Below are 20,582 nucleotides of genomic sequence, written 5' to 3'. Positions count from 1 at the left end.
CAGTCTCGATCTCGACACGACCGAATGGAGGCTGGATGCATGACCCTTTCCGAACCGCTTCTGCGCCTGGAAGGCATATCGAAGCGTTATGGTGGCGCGATTGCGCTGAAGGAAGCTAATATTGCTGTTCGACCGGGCGCGATCCACGCCGTGCTCGGCGAAAACGGGGCAGGAAAATCGACCCTCATCAAGATCATGGCCGGTGTGGTGGCGCCGGATGAAGGGCGCGTGCTGCTGGACGGAAATGAGGTCTTCTTCGCCTCGCCGGCCGCCGCCAATGCTGCCGGTATCGTCTGTGTCTTCCAGGAATTGTCGCTCATTCCCGATCTTTCGGTCGCCGACAACATCGTCATCAGCAATCCGCCGCTGCGTTTCGGCATGATCGACCGCAAGAGGCAACGCCAGATTGCCGAGGAAGCCCTTGCCCGCGCCGGCGCTGCCGATATCCATCCATCGTCACTGGTGAAGGATTTGCCGCTTTCCCGCCGGCAGATGGTAGAGATCGCCAAGGCGCTTGCCCGCAAGCCACGTTTGATGATCCTCGACGAGGCGACCTCGGCGCTGGCCCAGTCGGATGTCGAGAAGGTCTTTGCTGTGCTGAAGCAGCTCAGGGCCGAGGGCATGGCGCTGATCTATATTTCCCATCGCATGCATGAGATTGCGCAACTGGCCGATGACTGCACGGTCTTTAGAAACGGCCGCAGTATCGAATCCTATCCCGCCGGCACCAACACCGACCAGCAGGTGGTGGAACTGATGATCGGACGCGAATATTCCAACGTCTTTCCGCCCAAGCCACTGCAGTTGAGGGCGGACGCGCCGGTTCTGGCCTGCCGCGACCTCTCCTGGGGAGGCCGGCTCTCCGGGATCAATTTCGACGTACGGCCGGGCGAGATCATCGGTTTCGGCGGGCTGGACGGGCAGGGGCAGCGCGAATTGCTGCTGGCGCTGTTCGGGGTGCTGCGGGATCTCAAGGGCGAGGTAATAGTCGGTGGCAGGCCGGTCAGGTTGAAGAGCCCGGGCGCTGCGAAATCGAGTGAGATCTCCATGGCGCTGATCCCGGAGGACCGCAAGACCGAGGGGTTGATGCTGCCGATGACGGTGCGCGAAAACCTGTCGATCGCAGCCCTTGATCGCGTTTCGCGCAACGGCGTGATCGACCGCGCAGCCGAGCTTCGAGAGATCGAAGAACTTCTGAAGCTGCTGGCGATCAAGGCCGCGACGATCGACATGCCTGTCGCCTCGCTATCCGGCGGCAACCAGCAGAAAGTCGTGATTGCCAAATGGCTGATGAACCGACCGCGCATCATTCTGCTCAATGATCCGACACGCGGCATCGATGTCGGCACCAAGCAGGAAATCTATGCCCTGCTGCGCAAGCTTGCCGATGCGGGTGCGGCCATCATCTTCTATTCGACCGACTATGACGAACTGGTCGGTTGCTGCGACCGCGTGCTCGTCATGTATGATGGCAGCATCGTCCGCATTCTCGAGGGAGACGAGATCAACGAGCGCGAGCTGGTGAGCGCCGCCCTCAACATTGGCGCCGCCGAGGCGCAGCAAAGGATGGCCCAATGAGCAGGCAGGTGACTGGTGAATGGCGCTACCGGTACGTTCAACAGAAGGGCACGCTCTTTGCAGCGCTCCTCTTCATCCTGATGTTCATCATCTATGTCTCAAACCATCCCGCCGGCTTCACGCCCAATGTGGTGCAGACGGCCTCCAACAAGGCGACATTGCTCGCCTTCGTGGCTATGGCGCAGTGTTTCGTGGTCATAACGGCGGGTATCGACCTTTCGGTCGGCATGATCCTGATCCTGTGCAACTGCCTGGCCTCATGGCTTGTCGTCGGTACGCCGCTACAGACGGGGTTGGGTGTCGTCGCCGTACTTTTGACCGGTCTCGCCTGCGGCCTGCTCAATGGCCTGGTCATCATCTTCGGGCGGCTGCAGCCCATCGTCACCACGATTGCGACCAGTGCGGTCTTCTACGGACTGGCGCTGCTGTTGCGACCCACACCCGGCGGCTCGGTCAATGAGGATCTCGCCGATGCTTTTACCTCGAAACTTTTCGGTGTCATCCCTGCAAGCCTTGTCGTGCTCGCACTTGTCGTCCTGGTGATCTGGGTGCCCTTCAGCCGTTCGGTGCTCGGCCGCACCGCCTATGCGGTCGGCTCGGCAGAAAATGCCGCCTATATGTCCGCCATGCCGGTGAAGCGGGCAAAGCTTGCGGCTTACGCGCTGGCAGGGCTGCTTTCGGCGATCGGCGGGCTTTATCTGACCTTCTTTTCCTATACGGGCGAAGCGGCCTTTGCGAGCGGCAACGCCTATACGCTCTATTCGATCGCGGCAGTGGTGCTCGGCGGTGTTTCGCTTGCGGGTGGTAAGGGAAGCGCTGTCGGCGCCGTTTTCGGTGCGCTGGCCTTCCGCACCATCGGCGACCTGTTGTTCGTCTTCGATCTCGATCCGCTCTGGCAGCCGCTCTTCCAGGGCGTGGTGCTGATGCTGGCAGTCAGCATCGGCTGCATTGGCCTGTCGCGTGTTCGCAATCGTCTGGAGTGGTTCCAATGAGCGAGGATGCTTCGATCATGCGGCAAATTCCTGTGCCCGCCCGGTTGCGCGGCGTCGATCCGGCTGTGGCGATTGCCTTCGGCTGCATCATCCTGCTGCTTCTCGGCGGCTCGCTCTATTCCTCCAACTTCCTGTCTCCGGATTACCTGCTGCAGCAGTTGAAAGTGGCTTCCTTCCTTGGCGTCATCGCAACCGGCATGATGGCGGTCATCCTGCTTGGACAGATCGACCTGTCTGTGCCCTGGGTGGTGACGACAGGAGCGATGATGGCCTGCGCTGCCACTGCTTACGGAACGACGGGTGCGGTCCTCGCAATCCCCTTCGGTATTCTCTGCGGTGCCGCGATCGGCCTCGTCAACGGGATCGCAGTCGCCTATCTGCGCATTCCCTCGATGATCATCACGCTTGCGACCAATGCCGTCGCGCAAGGGTTGATGGTCGTCTACACCGGTGGTTTCTCGCCACAGGATTCGGCTTCTGCCGCCATGCGCTTCCTGGCAACCGGCTATGCCATTCCCGGGCTTCCGAACGGCGTTCTCGTCTGGCTCGCCGTCGGCTTGCTCGCCGTCTTCCTGCTGACACGCACGACCTTCGGCCGGTCGCTCTATGCGATTGGCAACCGCGAACGTGCCGCTTACATGTCCGGCATCAATACGCGCCGGATCACCCTTCTTGCCTTCATTATCTCGGGCGGTCTCAGCGCACTCGGCGGCGTGCTTCTCGCCGGTTATGCTTCGAAAGCGTCCCAGTCCATGGGCGACGCCTATCTTCTGCCGTCGATCGCTGCCGTGGTGCTTGGCGGTACGCACGTGCTTGGCGGCAAGGGCTCCTATCTCGGAACGGTCGCCGGCGTCATCCTCATCACTCTGCTGCAGTCGATTCTCTCGGTCATGCAGATCGAGGAGGCTGGCCGTCAGCTGATCTATGGCGCCGTCATCATCGGAATGCTGCTGCTTTATGGGCGGCAGAAGGTCTTGTGACGAAACTCAGTATTTCGGCTCATCCGGGCAGTCGCTTGCCTCGATGTTTCGGCGGATGGGTCATTCGAGCCTAAGCTGGAGACGATGCGGCTATCGACAATTCTTGGTAGGGGCCAACTTCCGGTGCATCGATGTCGATGGCCTGCGCATTGTGCACGTGGCTACCCGCTCGGCCGGATAGGTCATGGAAGCTTGAATCACTTACATCTGCCGCCGTTGTGACGGGCTCTCCAGCCGATGCAAGGCCATGGCATGCAGCAGCAGTTTGCTGGCTCTGCGTCCTAGCCGCGATTTTTTCGCGGAAATTCTTTCAGATTCCATAGGCCCCCATTCCCGCCGCGATGACGCTCCCAAGCCTGCAAACGCTGGCTTTTGCTGCGTGGTTCCCGGCCTTTCGACGACCTGACATTTATATGATCGCGCGTCACTTGACATTTGTCGATCATGTCTTGAATATTGTCAGCATCGACATCTGGCGGAGGTTTCCAGGTGTCCGATGGCGTGCTGGAGCGTAGTCACCAGACGCATGCATGGAGGAGACAGACGTGGAATTTCTGCTGGAAGTGGAGGGGCTCAGGAAGTCCTTTGGCGGTGTCGCGGCCCTGCGCGACGGCCGCTTCCAGCTTCGCGCTGGCTCGGTTCACGCGCTCTGCGGCGGTAATGGCGCCGGCAAATCGACTTTCCTGAAAATCCTGATGGGCATTTACAAGCGCGATGCCGGCTCGATCCGCCGCCGTGGCCAGGAAGTGGATTTCTCCAGTCCGGCGGATGCTCTCGCATCTGGTATCGCCATTATCGAGCAGGAGCTGAGCCCGGTTCCACACATGACGGTCGCCGAGAACATCTATCTCGGCCGTGAACCGTCTACCCGTTTCGGCGGCATTGATTTCCGCAGCATGAACCGGGCGGCGCAGAAGCTGCTCGACGAGCTGGAGTTCGACATCCGGGCCACCCAATACATGATGAACCTATCCGTCGCGCAGATGCAGCTGGTGGAGATCGCTAAGGCACTGAGCCATGACGCCGAAGTCATCTTCATGGATGAGCCGACCTCGGCCATCGGCGAGCGTGAAGCCCAGCAGCTCTTTGCAGCGATCCGCCGCCTGCAGGCCCAGGGGCGTGGCATCGTCTACGTCTCGCACCGCCTGTCGGAAATCTTCCAGATTGCCGATTCCTATACGGTTTTCCGCGACGGCTCCTTCGTCGGTACCGGCTCCTTGTCGGAGATCGACCGGCCGAGCCTGATCCGCATGATCGTCGGACGGGAACTCGCCGAGGAATATGTCAAGACCAATAAGCCGACGTCGGATGTCGGTCTGGAGGTCAGCGCGCTTTCCTGCCCGAACAAGATCGACGATATTTCATTTGCCGCACATAAGGGCGAGATCTTCGGCATTTACGGGCTCATGGGCTCCGGCCGTACGGAAATCTTCAACTGTCTCTTCGGTCTCGACAAGCCGTCCGCCGGGCGCATCTCGGTTGATGGTGCGCCGATCCTCGTCTCGAAGCCCTCGGATGCGATGGCTCACGGATTGGCGCTGGTCACCGAAGACCGCAAGCAGACAGGCCTCAATCTGTCGGACTCAGTTCGCGCCAATATCTGCATGGCGAACCTGCCGGCGCTGAGCCCGGCCTTTGCCATGGACCATACGAAGGAACTGGACGCCAGCCGGCGAATGCGCGAGCAGTTCCAAATCAAGGCAGCGCGCGACACCATGCCGGTGTCAGGCCTTTCCGGCGGCAATCAGCAGAAGGTCGTTCTCGGCAAGTGGTTCCTCCGCAACCCCAAGGTCCTGCTGCTGGATGAGCCAACGCGCGGCGTCGATGTCGGGGCCAAGCGTGAAATTTATCGCATCATCTGCGACTTCGCCGAAGGCGGCGGCACTGTGGTGATGATCTCATCGGAAATCGACGAAGTTCTAGGCATGTCGGACCGCATCATGGTGATGCGCGGCGGCAAGAGCGCCGGAATATACAGCCGGGAGGAGACGAATGCCCAATCACTCGTCCACTTATCAACCTGACCAGAGTCAGGGCGTTCGTCCGGCACCAGAGGAGCAGGCAGTGTCAGTGAGTGAGAACAAGAGTGCGGGCGGCTGGTTCAAGACGGAACAGCGGCGCCTGATCGTCCAGGAATACGGCATCTTCCTCGCCTTCCTGCTCCTCGTCATTATCCTGTCGTTCTCGAACGAATTCTTCCTGACCGGCGGCAATATCTCCAACGTGCTGCTGCAGACGTCGATCAACGGCGTGCTGGCGATCGGCATGACCTTCGTCATCCTGACGCGCGGTATCGACCTGTCGGTCGGCTCGGTCGTGGCGCTCGCCGGCATCGTCAGCGCCAGTTTTGCTACCACTTCGGAAACGGCCGGCGTCATCGGTTCGCCCTATCCGGTCGCTATCGGCCTGCTCGTCGGTGTCCTGGTCGGTGTCGTCTGCGGCTCGATTTCCGGCGCGATCGTCTCGCGTTTCTCGGTGCCTGCCTTTGTCGCCACACTCGGCATGCTCTCGGCTGCCCGCGGCATGACGCTGATCTACGGCGGCGGCCGTCCGGTTCCCGCACTCACGCCTGCCTTCCGCTGGATTGGCACCGGCGACGTGTTCGGCGTTCCCGCGCCGGTCATCGTCCTTGCCGTCGTCTTCGCGGTCTCCTGGTGGATCCTCAACCGCACGCGGTTCGGCCGCTACATCTATGCTGTCGGCGGCAATCCGCATGCAGCCAAGACTTCGGGCATCAATACCGATCGTATCCGCTTCACCGTCTATGTCATCTCGGGCGGCCTGGCAGGGCTTGCGGGTATTCTGCTCAGCGCCCGCACCGGTTCGGGTCTGCCGCAGGCAGGTGTCGCATATGAGCTGGACGCGATCGCGGCAGTCGTCATCGGCGGGACAAGCCTTTCCGGTGGCGTCGGCCGGGTGACGGGAACACTGATCGGCGCCCTCATTATCGGCGTGATGAACAACGGTCTCGATCTGATGGGTATCCAGTCCTACTACCAGCAGGTCCTGAAGGGGGCCCTGATTGTCGGCGCCGTTATGCTCGACCAGAAACGAAATTTCGGAGCTTGAGCTCACAAACAGAAATTCGGGGGCAGGCAGCTCGCCGCCCCGTCCGACAGGCAAGCCATGCCGGCAGCCTAAACCCAAAGTGGAGGAGAATGGAAATGAGAAAGCTTCTGATTGCGCTTGCTTCGGCAACGGCGCTGCTGGCAACGTCTGCCGCAGCCCAGGAAAAGATCAAGATCGGCGCAGCACCTTACGGCCTCAACGCAGAATTCATGCAGATCTGGACGGCAGCCCTCCAGGACCACCCGGCTGTCAAGAGCGGCGAGGTCGAACTGACGGTTTTCGACGGCCGTTATGACGCACTGGTCCAGCAGGATCAGTTCAAGACGATGATCACGCAGAAGTACAACGCCATCATCTTCGCTCCGATCGACGTCGATGCCGGTGCATCTGCTGTTCAGTCCGCGGTCGATGCCGGCATTCCGGTCATCGGCTCCAACACCCGTGTCAATTCTGATCAATTGACCTCCTATGTCGGCTCCGACGACACGGTTTCCGGTTATCTCGAAGCCAAGAGTGTGCTGGACAAGATCGGCTGCAAGGGCAATGTCGTCATCATCGAGGGTCCGGTCGGCCAGTCGGCGCAGATCCAGCGCCTTCAGGGTAACAAGAAGGCGTTGGCCGAGTGCCCTAACGTCAAGGTTCTCGAAGACCAGACTGCAAACTGGTCGCGCGCCGAGGCCCAGACGCTGATGGAGAACTGGCTGACGTCGCACCCGAACCAGATCAACGGCATTATCGGCCAGAACGATGAAATGGCGCTCGGCGCCATCGAGGCGATCAAGGCTGCGGGGCTCGACGTCAAGAGCTTCGCCATCGCCGGTATCGACGGCGTCACCGACGCGCTGCGGGCCGCCAAGGCCGGTGAGATGACCTCGATCCTTCAGGATGCTCGCGCCCAGGCGCAGGGCGCTCTGGATCTTGCGATCTTCAATGCCAAGAAGGGCGACTATAAGCCGGAATCCGATATCTGGACCACCTACAAGGATATGCCGTGGAACGACGGCAAGGATAAGACCTATAATGTCCCGTGGACCCCGGTGACGGCTGAAAACGTCGATAAGCTGCTTTCCACCCGCAAGTGATCCTCCCTGGGGCGGGATGAAGATCCCGCCCCATATCCCGACAGGTTGAGAAGAAAGCCATGACTGATTCAAAACAGGTTGATTTGAACTTTTCCTTGAGCGGCAAGGTCGCTCTGATCACGGGTGGGGCCTCCGGCATCGGCAGCGCCATCGCCTCCGCCATGGCCGCCAAGGGCGCGATCGTAGGCGTGGTGGACATCAATGAATCGGTCGCGAAGGCCAAGGCCGACGAACTCGGCAATGGCGCGAAATCATTCGTCTGCGACGTATCGGACCCGCAATCGGTCGAAAAGGTGGTTGCCGACGTAGTGGCCGCGTTCGGTCACATCGATATTGTCGTCAACAGCGCCGGCGTCGTCATGCTCGCGCCAGCCGAAGAACTCAGCCTCGATGCGTGGGACAAGACCATCGCCATCAATCTCAAGGGCACTTTCCTGGTGTCCCAGGCCGCCGGCCGCGCCATGATCAAGGCGGGCAGGGGCGGCAAGATCATCAATATGGCCTCCCAGGCAGGCACGGTCGCCATCGACCAGCATGTTGCCTATTGTGCGTCGAAATTCGGCGTCATCGGTCTTTCCAAGACGCTGGCTGCCGAATGGGGAAAGCACGGCATCAACGTCAACACCATCTCTCCGACCGTCGTCCTGACCGATCTCGGCAGGAAGGCATGGGACGGCCCGCGCGGTGAGGCGCTGAAACAGCGCATTCCATCCGGCCGTTTTGCATTTCCGGAGGAGATTGCGGCGGCGGCGGTGTTCCTGGCTTCCAACGGTGCCGATATGATCAACGGTGCGGACCTTCTGGTCGACGGCGGCTACACCATTATCTGACGCGCGGTAGATAGGAGTTATAATGCAGCGATTTATAAACAACCCGGATGAGGTCGTCGAAGATACCGTCAAAGGCTTCGTCAAAGCTCATGCCGACATCGTAAGACTATCAGCACAAAATCCCCGTGTCATCGCCGCCCGACATACACCGGTCAACGGCAAGGTGGGCGTCATCACCGGCGGCGGTTCGGGTCATGAACCGGCCTTCATCGGCTATACCGGCCGTAACATGCTGGATGCCGTGGCAGTCGGCGAACTTTTCTCTTCGCCAACCGCAAAGAGTTTCCTTGATGCCGCGCGCGAAGCCAATGGCGGCAAGGGCGTCGTCTGCCTCTATGGCAACTATGCCGGCGACAACATGAATGTGAAGATGGCGATCAAGCTGGCGGCCAAGGAAGGCATCGAGATCACCACCGTCGTTGCCAATGACGATGTATGTTCCGCAGGTCCCGAGGAGCGCGAAAAGCGTCGCGGCGTAGCTGGCGAGATATTCATGTGGAAGTGCGGCGCGGCGAAGGCTGCTGAGGGCGCAAGCCTCGAGGAAGTCAGGGCGACCGCGCAGAAGGCGATCGACAATTGCCGCTCGATCGGCGTCGGCCTCGGCCCCTGTACCCTGCCGTCCGTTGGCCACCCGAATTTTACCATCGAGCCTGGCACGATGGAGGTCGGCATCGGCCACCATGGCGAACCCGGCGTGCGTGTCGAGCCCCTGAGGTCCGCCAGGGACGTCGCCGAGGAGATGGCGAAGATCGTTCTCGACGATCACCAGCTTGCTGCTGGATCCGAAGTCGCAGTTATCGTGTCCGGCCTCGGCGCAACGCCGCTTAACGAGCTCTATATTCTCCACGATACGATTGAATCCGAGATCGCCGGGCGCGGACTGACGATCTACAGGGTCTATATCGGCAACTATTTCACATCGCTGGAAATGGTCGGTGCAACACTGACCGTGATGGCACTGGATGATGAACTGAAGCGACTGCTGGATGTCGATGTCCAGTGCCCGGCGATGCTCTGAGGGGAGGCGGGTCAATGCAGCAATTTCAGAATGCCAAATCGGGTGAAATCGTTCTCTCGCTGGCCGACCGGATCATCGAAAATCGCGCCTATCTGAGCGAAATTGACGGCAAGATCGGAGACGGCGATCACGGCGTCAACATGGCCAAGGGTTTCGGCATGGCTGCCGAGCGTATCAAGGGAACAGACATGTCGCTGGCTGAAGCGCTTGATACGCTCGGCACCGTGCTGATGACGGAGATCGGTGGCTCGATGGGACCGCTGTACGGCGTGATGTTCACGCAGTTTGCTGAAACCATCGAAAAGTCCGATGCGATCGACGCCACGGCTTTCAGCACCATGCTCCACAATGGTCTCGACGGCATTCAGGCGATCGGCTCGGCCAAGGTCGGCGACAAGACGCTGCTCGACACACTCGTGCCCGCGATCACTGCATTCGATACGGCAATCGGCAGCGGTAAGTCCTTTGGCGAGGCGCTTCAGGCCCTTGTCGCAGCTGCCGAGGCCGGACGCGACAGCACACGCGATCTCGTCGCAAAGATCGGTCGCGCCAGCCGGCTCGGCGAACGTTCGCTCGGTGTGCTCGATGCAGGCGCGACATCCTGTGCATTGATCCTGACGTCGCTGGCTGAAGGCGTGGAACCGAGGCTGCAGTCGGCCTGACAGATCGGGCTTTGGTGAGAGCCCGCGATCCTCCCTTGCATCACCTTCCCGGCCGCTTCGGCGGCCGGGAACAATCGGGCGAAGGCACGTTGAAAACTGCAGCTTTTGCGCTCATCTTCGCCGTCGATTGCAGACGAGGAGAAACCAGGCAGGATGACGGCTAAGACATCATCGGCACGAAAGAACACTGCGGCTGATATCGGGGCCGAACCAATCCCGCTGCGCTACGGCGACGATCCCTATGTCTGGGCATGCTGGCTCTACTACGAGGATGGCATGACTCAAGGCGACATCGCCGAAACCATGGGCATTTCACGGGCCACGGTGAACAGCTATCTCGCCGATGCGCGCGCCCGCGGCATCGTCAATATTTCCATCGAACCCTCACGCCTGAGTTCTCTTACCATCGCCCAGGAACTGAAGCGGCATTTCGGCCTGCAGGACTGTCTTGTGGTTCCGAGCGATGACAATGCGCGGCCGCTGATCGAGCGGCTGGGTGCTGCCGGCGCGCAGGCACTGCAGAAGCTCCTGAAGTCGGGCGACACCTTGGCGGTCGTCTGGGGCCGCACCATCATGGCGGTCGGCGAGCAGGCCGCAATTTCGGGCCTGCAGGATATGACCGTTGTGCAGGCCACAGGGGGGACGAGCGCAACATTTGCCTACACGCCGGAACTTTGTGCCGTGGCCTTTGCCGACGCGGTCGATGGCCGCCTCATCAACATCGCGGCACCCGCCATTGTGTCCAGCGCCGAAGTGCGTGATCTGCTGATGCGCGAACCGCTGATCGATCGTCAGTTCGAGGCGCTTTCGCGCGCGAACAGGGTGATTTTCGGCATCGCTTCCATGCGGCCTAACTCCACTATTCACACCAGCGGCTTTTTCGAGTCTGTGTCGCTGCAGGACTACCTGGCGAAGGATGCGACCGGTGTCGTGGCAGGACGCTTCATCGATGGCCATGGACGGCCCGTCGCTGGTCCGCTGGACGACCGGACGGTCGGCATCTCGCTCGATCTCCTGAAGAAGATCAACATGCGCATTGCTGTTGCCGGCGGCTTCGACAAGGTGCCGGCTATCCTCGCGGCGCTTCGCGGCGGCTATGTAAATGTCCTCATTACCGATGCGGCTACGGGCCGTGGCATCCTCAATGCCGACGGCGTTACTGAAATCGCTCAGAAGAGCCTCCAGCGTCCGCGTGTGGAAAGTGAGATTTCATCGCCGCTGAACAGCGCACGCACCCAGATCAAGAAGTTCCTGAACAACCCTGATGACGTCGTCGAGGAAATGCTCGAGGGCGTCGTCAAAGCGCATGCGGGCTACCTCCGCCCGGTCGACGGCTCCAACCGCGCGCTCGTTGCCCGCGCAGGCCCCCGAGCGGGCAAGGTCGGATTGGTCGTCGGCGGCGGCACCGGCCACGAACCGGCCTTCCTCGGGTATGTGGGCAAGGGGCTCGCCGACGCTGTTGCGGTCGGCAATATCTTTTCCTCCCCCCCTCCGGGACCGATCCTGCAATGCGCCAAGGCGGCATCGGGCGGGGAGGGCGTACTGTTCGTCTACGGCAACTATGCCGGCGACGTCATGAATTTCGAGATGGCTGCCGAAATGGCCGCGGAGGACAATATCGAGGTTCGTACTGTGGTTACGACCGACGATATTTCCTCCTCGCCTGTGGAGGATCGGGATGGGCGCCGCGGAGTCGCTGGCAATTTCTTCATCTTCAAGATCGCCGGCGCGGCTTGCGATCGCGGCCTGTCCTTGGATGCGTGCGAGGCAGCAACGCGAAAAGCCAACGCCCGTACCTTCACAATGGGCGTGGCGCTTGAGCCCTGCTCCCTGCCGCAGACGCGTCGCCACAATTTCGAGATCGGACCCGACGATATGGAAATCGGCATGGGCATCCACGGCGAACCGGGCGTGATGCGCGAAAAGATGATGATCGCCGATGCCGTGGTCGATGTCGTCATGGATCGCATATTCTCGGAGATGAAACCGGTGGCGGGGGACCGCGTCGCCGTTCTCGTCAATTCCTTCGGCGGCACGCCGCTGATGGAACTCTATATTCTCTATCGACGGGTGGAACAGCGACTGAGCGCGAAGGGGATCAAGATCGAAGCGAATTGGGTGGGACATTATTGCACATCGCTCGATATGGTCGGCGCATCCATATCGATCCTGCATCTCGACCAGGAATTGACGGATCTGCTGCATCACCCTTGCGATGCGGCGTTTCTGAGGGTCGTAAACTGAAAAGCATAAAGGCATCCCAGGGGGCTGGGCTGCGTGAATTGGGAGGATAAGCATGTCGGCAAACGCGGCCCGCCGCCTCAGCAGGATGTTTCATCGGATATCCGTGGCGATTTCGGCTGAGAAGGATCATCTCTCCGATCTGGATGGCGCGATCGGCGATGCCGACCACGGCATTACCATGTCGCTCGGCTTCCAGGCGGTGAATGGCGAACTGGCGAAACACGACCTTGATGAGATCTTGCCATCAGAGGTCTTTTCGCTTGCCGCATCGGCCTTTCTCGATGCCGTCGGCGCATCGACCGGCCCGCTCTATGCCACGGCCTTCCGCAAGGCAGCGCAGGCTCTGAAACGGGACGAGACGCTTTCGGTTGCCGCTCAGGCTGCAATTGTCGAGGCCATGACATCCGGTATCCGGGACCGCGGCAAGGGGCAGCGCGGTGACAAGACGATGCTGGATGCCTGGATCCCGGCGACAGAAGCGGCGGCTGCAGCCCGTGACAGACAGTCGTCTGTCTCTGATATGTGGGACGGCATTCTTGAAGCCGCCGACGCTGGCGCACGCTCGACCCGTTCGATGGTTGCCACCCGCGGCCGTGCCGCGCGCCTCGGCGAACGATCCCTTGGTCACATCGATCCGGGCGCGGCATCGGCTGTCGTCATCATCAAGGCGATGAAGGAGACGTTTACTGAAAATGAGCCGGCGGAGTGATCCGCCGGCTCCGGCTACCGCTTTTGGTCAGTTATTTGCCGGCTGCCTCGGCAGCCTTCGCGATCACGTCGGCGACCTTTTCCGGCTGAGAGGCGAAGACGGCGTGGCTTGCCTTGATCTCCGTCACCGTGCTGCCGGCTCGCTTTGCCATGTCGCGTTCGAGGTCGGGATTGATCGAATGGTCTTCGGTCGCGACGATCGTCCAGCTTTTTTTGGTCTTCCAGGCGGGATCGCCGATCTTGGCCGAGAAGGCTTCCTTGGCGGCGAAGACCTGCGACTTCGCGAGGAACGCGGCCTCATCTTTCGGCAGGTCGGCGGCGAAGTCGTTCGCGAAGGAGGCCGGGTCGAGATAGAGATATTTTCCGTCCTTCGTCTCACGAATATTCATGCCGCCGGCCGGCTTGGAACTCGCCAGGCTGATGAGGCTTTCCCCCTTGTCCGGCTGGAAGGCCGCGACATAGACCAGGCCCGCGACATTGGGGCTGTTGCCGGCTTCGGTGATGACCATGCCGCCATAGCTATGGCCGACGAGCAGGGTTGGGCCGTCCTGCAGGTCCAGCACCCGGTTGGTGGCGGCGACGTCATCGGCAAGCGAGGTGATCGGTTCCTGGACGATGGTGACGTTTAAGCCGCGGCGTTCGAGAATTTCAGTCGCCTGGCGCCAGCCGGAACCGTCGGCGAGAGCGCCGTGGACGATGACGATGTTCTTTACCTCTGCCGCCTGGGCGGCGAAAGCGATGACGCTGGTGGCGAAGGCAAGGGCGATGGTAGAAAAATACTTGCGTTTCATGATGTTTGCTCCTGTTGTTCAAGTTAAACGAGAGAATGAATGTTCAGCCGAAAGTGAAGGCGTAGGCCTGAACGCCGGGATCGAGGAAATGGATCTCGAAGTTGCGTGCTTCTACCTCGCCGGACTGGCGCACGAGTTGGTAGAGTTTGGTCGAGGTCACCGTGCCGTTTCCATCGGCATCGATATCGCTGCCATGGTCGGCACCTGGCGCCTTGCCGTCGATTGTCACCTGGAAGCGGATCGGTTTGCCGTCAGCACTTGGGCCAAGAACGAGATGAAGGTCGCGGGCGCTGAAGCGGTAGGCGATGCCGCCGCCCGACTGATCGAGGGTCGCCTCTTCGGCGCCGACAGTCCATTTGCCCGAAAGACCCCACTGGTTGATACCCGGCTGCTTGACCGAATAGTCCCTGGTGGCATCGGCGCGCATGCTCTCGTTGGAGGCAAAGCCGCTGGCCTGCTGATAGCCGATATAGTTCTCGCCGGAGCCGATGTCCTTCAGGTCCGGGCTCATCTCGGCACCTTTCGCATCCGGCACGACCGGTGCGCTTGTCGCCATCTCGCTGCCGGCTTCGCGCAACAGATCCTGGATCGCCTGCTCGGTCTGTCGGTAGTTGCCTTCGCCGAAGTGATGTTCGCGGATCTGGCCCTTTGCATCGATCAGATAATGAGCCGGCCAGTAGCTGTTATCGAAGGCGCGCCAGATCTTGTAGTTGTTGTCGATTGCGACCGGATAGCCGATGTTGAAGTCGCCAATGGCCTTTTTGACATTGTCGATCTTCTTCTCGAAGGCAAATTCCGGGGCATGCACGCCGATCACAACCAGGCCCTGTTCTTTGTATTTTTCAGCCCAGGCGCGGACATAGGGGATGGTGCGGATGCAGTTGATGCAGGAATAGGTCCAGAAATCGACGAGCACGACCTTTCCGCGAAGCTGTTCCATCGTCAGCGGCGGCGAGTTCAGCCATTCGACGGCACCGTCCAGTGAGGGCGCACGGCCTTCGACCGGCAGATCGCTATGGAAAGGTTTCTTCGCATCGGCAAGACCGATCGTCTTGTCGTTGCTCGCGACTTCGGACGATCCTCCATCGGTTGGCTTCACATTCACCCTGTCGAGAACGGCCTGCTCGAAGGATCTGGTGCTGGCATAGGAAAGCCGCGAAAGCAGGCCAGTGTCGAGACCAAGTGCGATGACGGCGACACCTGCAAGCACCGCAGCGCCAAGGCCCTGGCGAATTCGCTCGCTGACGCCAAGCGACCTCTTCATGCCGGCAAAGATCTTGCCGCCGACGGAGAGGGCAATAGCCAGCGAAGTGGCGGTACCGGCGGCATAGGCAAGCAGCAGGAACGTCGTCTGCAGGTTCGCGCCCTGGAGTGCGGCGCCGGTCAGTACAAGACCCAAGATCGGCCCGGCGCAGGGTGCCCAGAGCAGACCGGTTGCGACGCCGAGAAGGAGCGCGCTCGCCACAGTCGGCGCAGCACCGGTCTTGCCGGAAGCGTTCAGCAGGCGGTTGCCGAAATCGACGACAGGCTGGGTGATGAAGCTTGCGATACGGGGCGAAAGAAGACTGATGCCAAAGATGGCAAGCAAGGTCAGCGCGGCAAGGCGGCCATATTCATTGGCGTTGATCGCCCAGCTGCCGCCAACTGCCGCAAGTGTCGCGACCAGCGCGAATGTTGCGGCCATGCCGATCAGCATGGGCAGCGTGCTGCGCGCGAATGGCTGCCCGGCGCGGGCGAAAACGAAGGGCAGGATGGGGAGGATGCAGGGGCTGAATATGGTCAACGCCCCTCCGAGATAGGCAATGATAAGAAGCGTCATCATCGTTTCCTTTGAAACCGGGTGATCGGGCTCTGGACGGCGATGCAGCCCGACCAGCAACGCGGCTATCTGGCCGGGGCGATGTATCCCGGATGTGTCTGGTTTCCGGGTAATATGTACCGAAGTGTAGGAAGCGCTCCGATGAGGGCTGCGCTATCTTCCCCGCATCACGGCTCTCGCTGACGGAATCTTCTTTCGGGAGAGTGTGGGAGAGCAGATAGGATCACATGGCGATCAATCCGGAGACGATAAAGCTGAAGCGGGTATATGCGGCCAAAGCCGCCGCGGATGGCGCCCGCCTGCTTGTCGATCGCATCTGGCCGCGCGGCCTCAGCAAGGACCGCGCTGCTCTCGATGCCTGGTTAAAGGATATCGCACCCAGTACCGAGCTGCGCCACTGGTTCAATCATGAACCGGACCGCTGGGAGGAATTCTGCAAGCGCTACAGCGTCGAGCTTCAGCAGAAGGAGGAAGAGGTAGATCAGGTGCTCGGTTTCGCAGAAAAAGGCACGGTCACTCTGCTTTATGCCGCCCGCGATGATGAGCACAACAATGCCGTCGTGCTTCGTGATTTCCTCATCAAACGGATTTTCGATTAGGAAGGCAGCCATTGTATCGGAACGTATCCGGAAGGCCGGATGCTACATCCGCATGCAATTGAAGCGGATACCGAAACATCGGGGATACATGCGAGCTGTTTTCTCCTTGCCATCAACTTGAAACGGAGAAAGCCAATGTCCAGCGAAATCAATCTTCAGCGTCGTCGTTTTTTCGGTGTTGCGGCCATGACCATGGCGGCGGTCGAATTCGGCCTGACCAGCGCTGCCGGCGCCCAGTCGCAGGTTACCGCATCCGCCATCAAGGCAGGCTCGAATACGTCCTTTGCACCGCTGAAGCAGATCAAGGCTGGCGTACTTAATGTCGGCTACGCAGAAGTCGGTCCCGCAAATGGCCCGGTTGTGCTCCTTCTTCATGGCTGGCCTTACGACATCTACAGCTTCGTCGATGTGGCGCCTGCGCTCGCCGATGCCGGCTACCGGGTACTGATCCCCTATCTGCGCGGCTATGGCTCAACCGAATTCCTCTCCGCAAAGACACCGCGCAACGGTCAGCAGGCTGCCATCGCCACGGATATCATCGCCTTCATGGATGCGCTTGACATCAAGCGTGCGGTGATCGGCGGTTATGACTGGGGCGGCCGCACTGCGGACATTCTGGCCGCTGTCTGGCCGGAACGCTGCAAGGGTTTGGTCTCGGTCAGCGGTTATCTGATCGGCAGTCAGGAGGCGAACAAGAAGCCGCTTCCGCCGCAGGCCGAGCTGTCCTGGTGGTACCAGTTCTACTTCGCCACGGAACGCGGCCGCGAGGGCTACGAGGCCAACCGGCATGATTTCGCGAAGCTGATCTGGAAGCTCGCTTCGCCGCAGTGGAAATTTGATGACGCAACTTTCGACCGCTCTGCCAAAGCCTTCGAAAACCCCGACCATGTCGCGATCACCATCCACAACTACCGCTGGCGGCTTGGCCTTGCCAATGGCGAAAAGAAGTATGACGCGTTGGAAAAGAAGCTTGCCGCCTTTCCGGTCATCACCGTGCCGACCATCACCATGGAGGGCGACGCCAATGGCGCGCCGCATCCGGATCCTTCTGCCTATGCCAAGAAGTTCACCGGTAGGTATGAGCATCGCACCATCACCGGCGGCATCGGCCACAACCTGCCGCAAGAAGCACCGCAGGCCTTTGCCCAGGCCATCCTGGATGTCGATCGCTTCTAAAGTCTGCCTTTGCTGCCGCGAACGGAATTCCCTATTTCGCGGCAGCCAATTCAGAGTCAAAACAGGAACCCAGCGAGTCTGCGTCTAAGATAACAATTCTGCTGACGCCAACAGATAGAGGATCCGAAAGTCCTGACATGGAGCATATCGACCATATCCTGATCGTCGATGACGATCGTGAAATCCGTGAGCTGGTTTCGAGCTATCTGAAGAAGAACGGCCTTCGGGCGTCAGTCGCGGCCGATGGCCGACAGATGCGCAATTTTCTCGAAGGCAATGCGGTCGATCTCATCGTGCTCGACGTCATGATGCCGGGTGACGACGGGCTCGTGCTCTGCCGCGAGTTGCGTGCAGGTAAGCATAAGGCGACGCCGATCCTGATGCTGACGGCCAGGAGCGACGAGATGGATCGCATTATCGGGCTGGAGATGGGTGCCGACGATTATCTGCCGAAACCCTTCGCAGCGCGCGAATTGCTGGCGCGTATAAAGGCTGTGCTGCGACGCACGCGCGCGCTGCCGCCGAACCTGCAGATCTCGGAAGCGGGGCAATGGCTTCGTTTCGGCGACTGGCGTCTCGATACTGTCGGCCGACATCTTCTCGACAAACAGGGAACGGAGATTGCGCTGAGCGGCGCCGAATATCGGCTGCTGCGCGTCTTCATCGATCATCCTCAGCGGGTGCTCAACCGCGATCAGCTCTTGAACCTGACCCAGGGCCGTGATGCGGAGCTCTTCGACCGTTCGATCGACCTTCTGGTCAGCCGTGTGCGCCAGCGATTGGGCGATGACGCCCGCGAGCCGACCTATATCAAGACGGTGCGTAGCGAGGGTTACGTCTTTTCCGTTCCGGTGGAGATTGAAGAGGCGAGGTCATGAGTGCGAGCGGGGGGCTTCGCTTCGGGTTTTGGCCGAGCACGCTGAGGGCCCGGCTTTTCCTTATCCTGCTCTTCGGCCTGGCGATTGCCTACGGCCTGTCATTTACGGTGCTCTTCGTCGAGCGTTCCATGTCGGCCAAGGCCGTCATGCTTGGTACGCTGGAGAGTGACGTTGCAACCTCGATTGCGGTACTCGACCGCCTGCCGGCGGATCAGCGCGGCGACCTGCTCGACCGCCTGAGTCGCGGCAATTATCGTTTCGAACTTGGGCCGGGTCTGCCGGGCGTGCCCGATAACTCCAGCAAGGGCAAGGAAATCGGCGGCAGGATCGAAGAGGCGATCGGGGGTACTTATCCGATCCGCATGGAATCGATTCCAGGCGACATTAGCCGCTTGCAGGCGCATCTGACGCTGAGTGATGGAAGTCCCCTGACGATTGACATCACGCCGCGCCCGCCCATGCCCATTGCGGCATGGCTGCCCTACGTGCTTGCCATTCAAATGGCGCTGCTTGTGCTCTGCACGTGGTTTGCCGTGCGTCAGGCGATCCGCCCGCTTGGCGCTCTTGCCGCGGCAGCAGATGAACTTGACCCGAACAAGAAGGGACCGCCGCTCAGTGAGCGCGGACCGAGCGAGGTTGCCCATGCGGCTCGCGCCTTCAACGCCATGCGGGAGCGAATTGCGCACTATCTCGAGGAGCGTGTGCAGATACTGGCCGCAATCTCCCACGACCTGCAAACGCCGATCACCCGCATGCGGCTGCGCGCCGACATGGCAGATGAGTCCCCCGAGAAGGACAAGCTGGTCCGCGATCTCGGCGAGATCGAACGCCTGGTGCAGGACGGGATCGCTTATGCCCGCAGCGCCCACGGCAGTGGTGAAAAGTTTTCGCGCATTGATCTCTCGTCCTTCATCGATAGCATCGCCTACGACTATCAGGACATGGACAAAGACGTCAGTGTCGTCGGTCTGGTGCAGGGTGTCGCATCGACCAAGCCACATGCCTTGCGTCGTATTCTGACGAATTTTATCGACAACGCCCTGAAATTTGCTGGGGCCGCCGAAATCGGCGTTGAGCGAAAAGGTGAAGAGGCGATCGTTATCACTGTGATGGACCGCGGCCCCGGCATTCCGGAGGCTATGCTCGAGGCTGCAATGCAGCCCTTCTTCCGGCTGGAGCAATCGCGCAATCGCGAGACAGGCGGCACGGGACTCGGTCTTGCCATCGCCCAGCAGCTGGCTGCCGCGATCGGCGGTTCAGTGCGGTTGTATAACCGCGAGGGCGGCGGATTGGCCGCCGAGGTCACCATCCGCGCCAACTGAATTTTTCGCTGTTTTGTATGCGAAAATGTCCAGATCGATCTGCGCTACGCTTTGATACAGTTCGGCCGATTTCGGAAACATAGTGGATACGTCAAACCGTCAAAACCACTCCGTCACCAGATGTCGCAGCTCGCGACACGAAATCGAGGAGTGCTCTCATGACGACGATTGAAAAGGTTCTCTATACCGGCAAGACCCACACGACAGGCGGCCGTGACGGCTCCGCCCGCAGCAGTGACGCGCAGCTCGACGTGAAGCTTTCGCCTCCGGGCGGCGCCCATGCCGGCACCAATCCCGAACAACTCTTTGCTGCCGGCTGGTCCGCCTGCTTCATCGGCGCGATGGGCCTTGCTGCCGGCAAGCGGAAGCTGAGGCTTCCCGCCGATACCGCTGTCGATGCGGAAGTCGATCTCGGCATGACGGGCGACGCCTATTTCCTGCAGGCTCGTCTGAACATCAGCCTGCCGGGTCTGGAGCCCGAGGTCGCCCGGGCGCTGGTCGAAGAGGCTCATCAGACCTGCCCTTATTCGAAGGCGACGCGCGGCAACATCAATGTCGAGCTGAACCTCGTCTAGGGTTACTGATAACAGAAGGCGCAGTCCGGCTGCGCCGATGGAGGCTTCGATGAAAAGGATCATCATCGTTATTCTGGGGGCAGCGGTTTTCGCGGCACCCTGTATTTATGACGTGTTCTCTGATGAGCCGTCGGCACTATACGGACTACTTGCTGCGACCTCGGGAATGTCTGGTTCCCTGTAGGCCGGTCTAAGTTCGATATCGTGGAAGGCAATGATCAAGGCACCGGCCGGTAGGCGGGTGCCTTTATTTTTATGC

Annotated in this window: 18 protein-coding genes; 16 read left to right on the top strand and 2 right to left on the bottom strand. The window is 60.5% G+C overall.

Annotation, left to right across the window (positions count from 1 at the left end):
* The first annotated feature begins 39 nt into the window (after positions 1-39).
* The 11 genes from H4W29_RS22875 to dhaL (H4W29_RS22825) all read left to right on the top strand — a co-directional run bounded on the left by H4W29_RS22875 (position 40) and on the right by dhaL (H4W29_RS22825) (position 13,164).
* Complete coding sequence (locus tag H4W29_RS22875) at positions 40-1,578, top strand: sugar ABC transporter ATP-binding protein (RefSeq protein ID WP_192731150.1); 1,539 nt, start codon at positions 40-42, stop codon at positions 1,576-1,578.
* Complete coding sequence (locus tag H4W29_RS22870; RefSeq protein WP_192731149.1) at positions 1,575-2,570, top strand: ABC transporter permease; 996 nt, start codon at positions 1,575-1,577, stop codon at positions 2,568-2,570. Before H4W29_RS22875 ends, H4W29_RS22870 begins: the two co-directional genes overlap by 4 nt.
* On the top strand, positions 2,567-3,550 hold the full coding sequence (locus H4W29_RS22865; RefSeq protein ID WP_192731148.1) for an ABC transporter permease: 984 nt from the start codon (positions 2,567-2,569) through the stop codon (positions 3,548-3,550). The genes H4W29_RS22870 and H4W29_RS22865 overlap by 4 nt, the downstream gene beginning before the upstream one ends.
* A gap of 545 nt (positions 3,551-4,095) precedes the next feature.
* Positions 4,096-5,574 carry a sugar ABC transporter ATP-binding protein gene (locus tag H4W29_RS22860; protein WP_192731147.1) on the top strand — a complete coding sequence of 493 codons (1,479 nt, stop codon included), beginning with the start codon at positions 4,096-4,098 and terminating at the stop codon, positions 5,572-5,574.
* Entirely contained in the window at positions 5,543-6,619 is a 1,077-nt protein-coding gene (locus tag H4W29_RS22855; RefSeq protein WP_246517423.1) for an ABC transporter permease, read from the top strand. Before H4W29_RS22860 ends, H4W29_RS22855 begins: the two co-directional genes overlap by 32 nt.
* A gap of 95 nt (positions 6,620-6,714) precedes the next feature.
* Positions 6,715-7,701 carry a substrate-binding domain-containing protein gene (locus tag H4W29_RS22850; RefSeq protein WP_192731145.1) on the top strand — a complete coding sequence of 329 codons (987 nt, stop codon included), beginning with the start codon at positions 6,715-6,717 and terminating at the stop codon, positions 7,699-7,701.
* Positions 7,702-7,760: 59 nt separating this feature from the next.
* On the top strand, positions 7,761-8,531 hold the full coding sequence (locus H4W29_RS22845) for an SDR family oxidoreductase (RefSeq protein ID WP_192731144.1): 771 nt from the start codon (positions 7,761-7,763) through the stop codon (positions 8,529-8,531).
* Positions 8,532-8,553: 22 nt separating this feature from the next.
* The gene (locus tag H4W29_RS22840; RefSeq protein ID WP_192731143.1) at positions 8,554-9,549 is read left to right on the top strand and encodes a dihydroxyacetone kinase subunit DhaK; all 996 of its coding nucleotides are present in this window, start codon (positions 8,554-8,556) and stop codon (positions 9,547-9,549) included.
* Positions 9,550-9,563: 14 nt separating this feature from the next.
* Positions 9,564-10,211: a dihydroxyacetone kinase subunit DhaL gene (gene dhaL / locus H4W29_RS22835; RefSeq protein WP_192731142.1), complete on the top strand. Its 648-nt coding sequence runs from the start codon at positions 9,564-9,566 to the stop codon at positions 10,209-10,211.
* Positions 10,212-10,364: 153 nt separating this feature from the next.
* The gene (locus H4W29_RS22830) at positions 10,365-12,455 is read left to right on the top strand and encodes a bifunctional sugar-binding transcriptional regulator/dihydroxyacetone kinase subunit DhaK (RefSeq protein WP_192731141.1); all 2,091 of its coding nucleotides are present in this window, start codon (positions 10,365-10,367) and stop codon (positions 12,453-12,455) included.
* Positions 12,456-12,507: 52 nt separating this feature from the next.
* Positions 12,508-13,164 carry a dihydroxyacetone kinase subunit DhaL gene (dhaL, locus tag H4W29_RS22825; RefSeq protein WP_192731140.1) on the top strand — a complete coding sequence of 219 codons (657 nt, stop codon included), beginning with the start codon at positions 12,508-12,510 and terminating at the stop codon, positions 13,162-13,164.
* A gap of 31 nt (positions 13,165-13,195) precedes the next feature.
* Here dhaL (H4W29_RS22825) and H4W29_RS22820 read toward each other — a convergent pair whose 3' ends face one another.
* Positions 13,196-13,954: an alpha/beta hydrolase gene (locus H4W29_RS22820; protein ID WP_192731139.1), complete on the bottom strand. Its 759-nt coding sequence runs from the start codon at positions 13,952-13,954 to the stop codon at positions 13,196-13,198.
* A 43-nt stretch (positions 13,955-13,997) separates the two neighbouring features.
* A complete protein-coding gene (locus tag H4W29_RS22815) occupies positions 13,998-15,773 on the bottom strand; it encodes a cytochrome c biogenesis protein DipZ (protein WP_192731138.1) in 1,776 nt (591 codons plus the stop codon).
* 227 nt (positions 15,774-16,000) lie between these two features.
* Between H4W29_RS22815 and H4W29_RS22810 the strand changes: the two genes are divergently transcribed.
* The 5 genes from H4W29_RS22810 to H4W29_RS22790 all read left to right on the top strand — a co-directional run bounded on the left by H4W29_RS22810 (position 16,001) and on the right by H4W29_RS22790 (position 20,323).
* Complete coding sequence (locus H4W29_RS22810; protein WP_192731137.1) at positions 16,001-16,372, top strand: DUF488 domain-containing protein; 372 nt, start codon at positions 16,001-16,003, stop codon at positions 16,370-16,372.
* Positions 16,373-16,507: 135 nt separating this feature from the next.
* Entirely contained in the window at positions 16,508-17,548 is a 1,041-nt protein-coding gene (locus H4W29_RS22805; RefSeq protein ID WP_192731136.1) for an alpha/beta fold hydrolase, read from the top strand.
* 137 nt (positions 17,549-17,685) lie between these two features.
* The gene (locus H4W29_RS22800; RefSeq protein WP_192731135.1) at positions 17,686-18,426 is read left to right on the top strand and encodes a response regulator; all 741 of its coding nucleotides are present in this window, start codon (positions 17,686-17,688) and stop codon (positions 18,424-18,426) included.
* A complete protein-coding gene (locus H4W29_RS22795) occupies positions 18,423-19,748 on the top strand; it encodes an ATP-binding protein (protein WP_112542328.1) in 1,326 nt (441 codons plus the stop codon). The genes H4W29_RS22800 and H4W29_RS22795 overlap by 4 nt, the downstream gene beginning before the upstream one ends.
* 158 nt (positions 19,749-19,906) lie before the next feature.
* A complete protein-coding gene (locus tag H4W29_RS22790; RefSeq protein ID WP_113212970.1) occupies positions 19,907-20,323 on the top strand; it encodes an organic hydroperoxide resistance protein in 417 nt (138 codons plus the stop codon).
* Positions 20,324-20,582 lie beyond the last annotated feature (259 nt).

Source organism: Rhizobium viscosum (genome assembly GCF_014873945.1).
GTDB lineage: Bacteria > Pseudomonadota > Alphaproteobacteria > Rhizobiales > Rhizobiaceae > Rhizobium > Rhizobium viscosum.
Note: the sequence above shows the minus strand (reverse complement) of the source record. Positions and strands in the feature narration are given on the sequence as shown.

What these genes read in the sequence shown, in the direction of transcription:
- H4W29_RS22875 (WP_192731150.1), top strand. Translation starts at nt 40, where the DNA reads ATGACCCTTTCCGAACCGCTTCTGCGCCTGGAAGGCATATCGAAGCGT.
- H4W29_RS22870 (WP_192731149.1), top strand. Translation starts at nt 1,575, where the DNA reads ATGAGCAGGCAGGTGACTGGTGAATGGCGCTACCGGTACGTTCAACAG.
- H4W29_RS22865 (WP_192731148.1), top strand. Translation starts at nt 2,567, where the DNA reads ATGAGCGAGGATGCTTCGATCATGCGGCAAATTCCTGTGCCCGCCCGG.
- H4W29_RS22855 (WP_246517423.1), top strand. Translation starts at nt 5,543, where the DNA reads ATGCCCAATCACTCGTCCACTTATCAACCTGACCAGAGTCAGGGCGTT.
- H4W29_RS22850 (WP_192731145.1), top strand. Translation starts at nt 6,715, where the DNA reads ATGAGAAAGCTTCTGATTGCGCTTGCTTCGGCAACGGCGCTGCTGGCA.
- H4W29_RS22845 (WP_192731144.1), top strand. Translation starts at nt 7,761, where the DNA reads ATGACTGATTCAAAACAGGTTGATTTGAACTTTTCCTTGAGCGGCAAG.
- H4W29_RS22840 (WP_192731143.1), top strand. Translation starts at nt 8,554, where the DNA reads ATGCAGCGATTTATAAACAACCCGGATGAGGTCGTCGAAGATACCGTC.
- dhaL (WP_192731142.1), top strand. Translation starts at nt 9,564, where the DNA reads ATGCAGCAATTTCAGAATGCCAAATCGGGTGAAATCGTTCTCTCGCTG.
- H4W29_RS22830 (WP_192731141.1), top strand. Translation starts at nt 10,365, where the DNA reads ATGACGGCTAAGACATCATCGGCACGAAAGAACACTGCGGCTGATATC.
- dhaL (WP_192731140.1), top strand. Translation starts at nt 12,508, where the DNA reads ATGTCGGCAAACGCGGCCCGCCGCCTCAGCAGGATGTTTCATCGGATA.
- H4W29_RS22820 (WP_192731139.1), bottom strand. Translation starts at nt 13,954, where the DNA reads ATGAAACGCAAGTATTTTTCTACCATCGCCCTTGCCTTCGCCACCAGC.
- H4W29_RS22815 (WP_192731138.1), bottom strand. Translation starts at nt 15,773, where the DNA reads ATGACGCTTCTTATCATTGCCTATCTCGGAGGGGCGTTGACCATATTC.
- H4W29_RS22810 (WP_192731137.1), top strand. Translation starts at nt 16,001, where the DNA reads ATGGCGATCAATCCGGAGACGATAAAGCTGAAGCGGGTATATGCGGCC.
- H4W29_RS22805 (WP_192731136.1), top strand. Translation starts at nt 16,508, where the DNA reads ATGTCCAGCGAAATCAATCTTCAGCGTCGTCGTTTTTTCGGTGTTGCG.
- H4W29_RS22800 (WP_192731135.1), top strand. Translation starts at nt 17,686, where the DNA reads ATGGAGCATATCGACCATATCCTGATCGTCGATGACGATCGTGAAATC.
- H4W29_RS22795 (WP_112542328.1), top strand. Translation starts at nt 18,423, where the DNA reads ATGAGTGCGAGCGGGGGGCTTCGCTTCGGGTTTTGGCCGAGCACGCTG.
- H4W29_RS22790 (WP_113212970.1), top strand. Translation starts at nt 19,907, where the DNA reads ATGACGACGATTGAAAAGGTTCTCTATACCGGCAAGACCCACACGACA.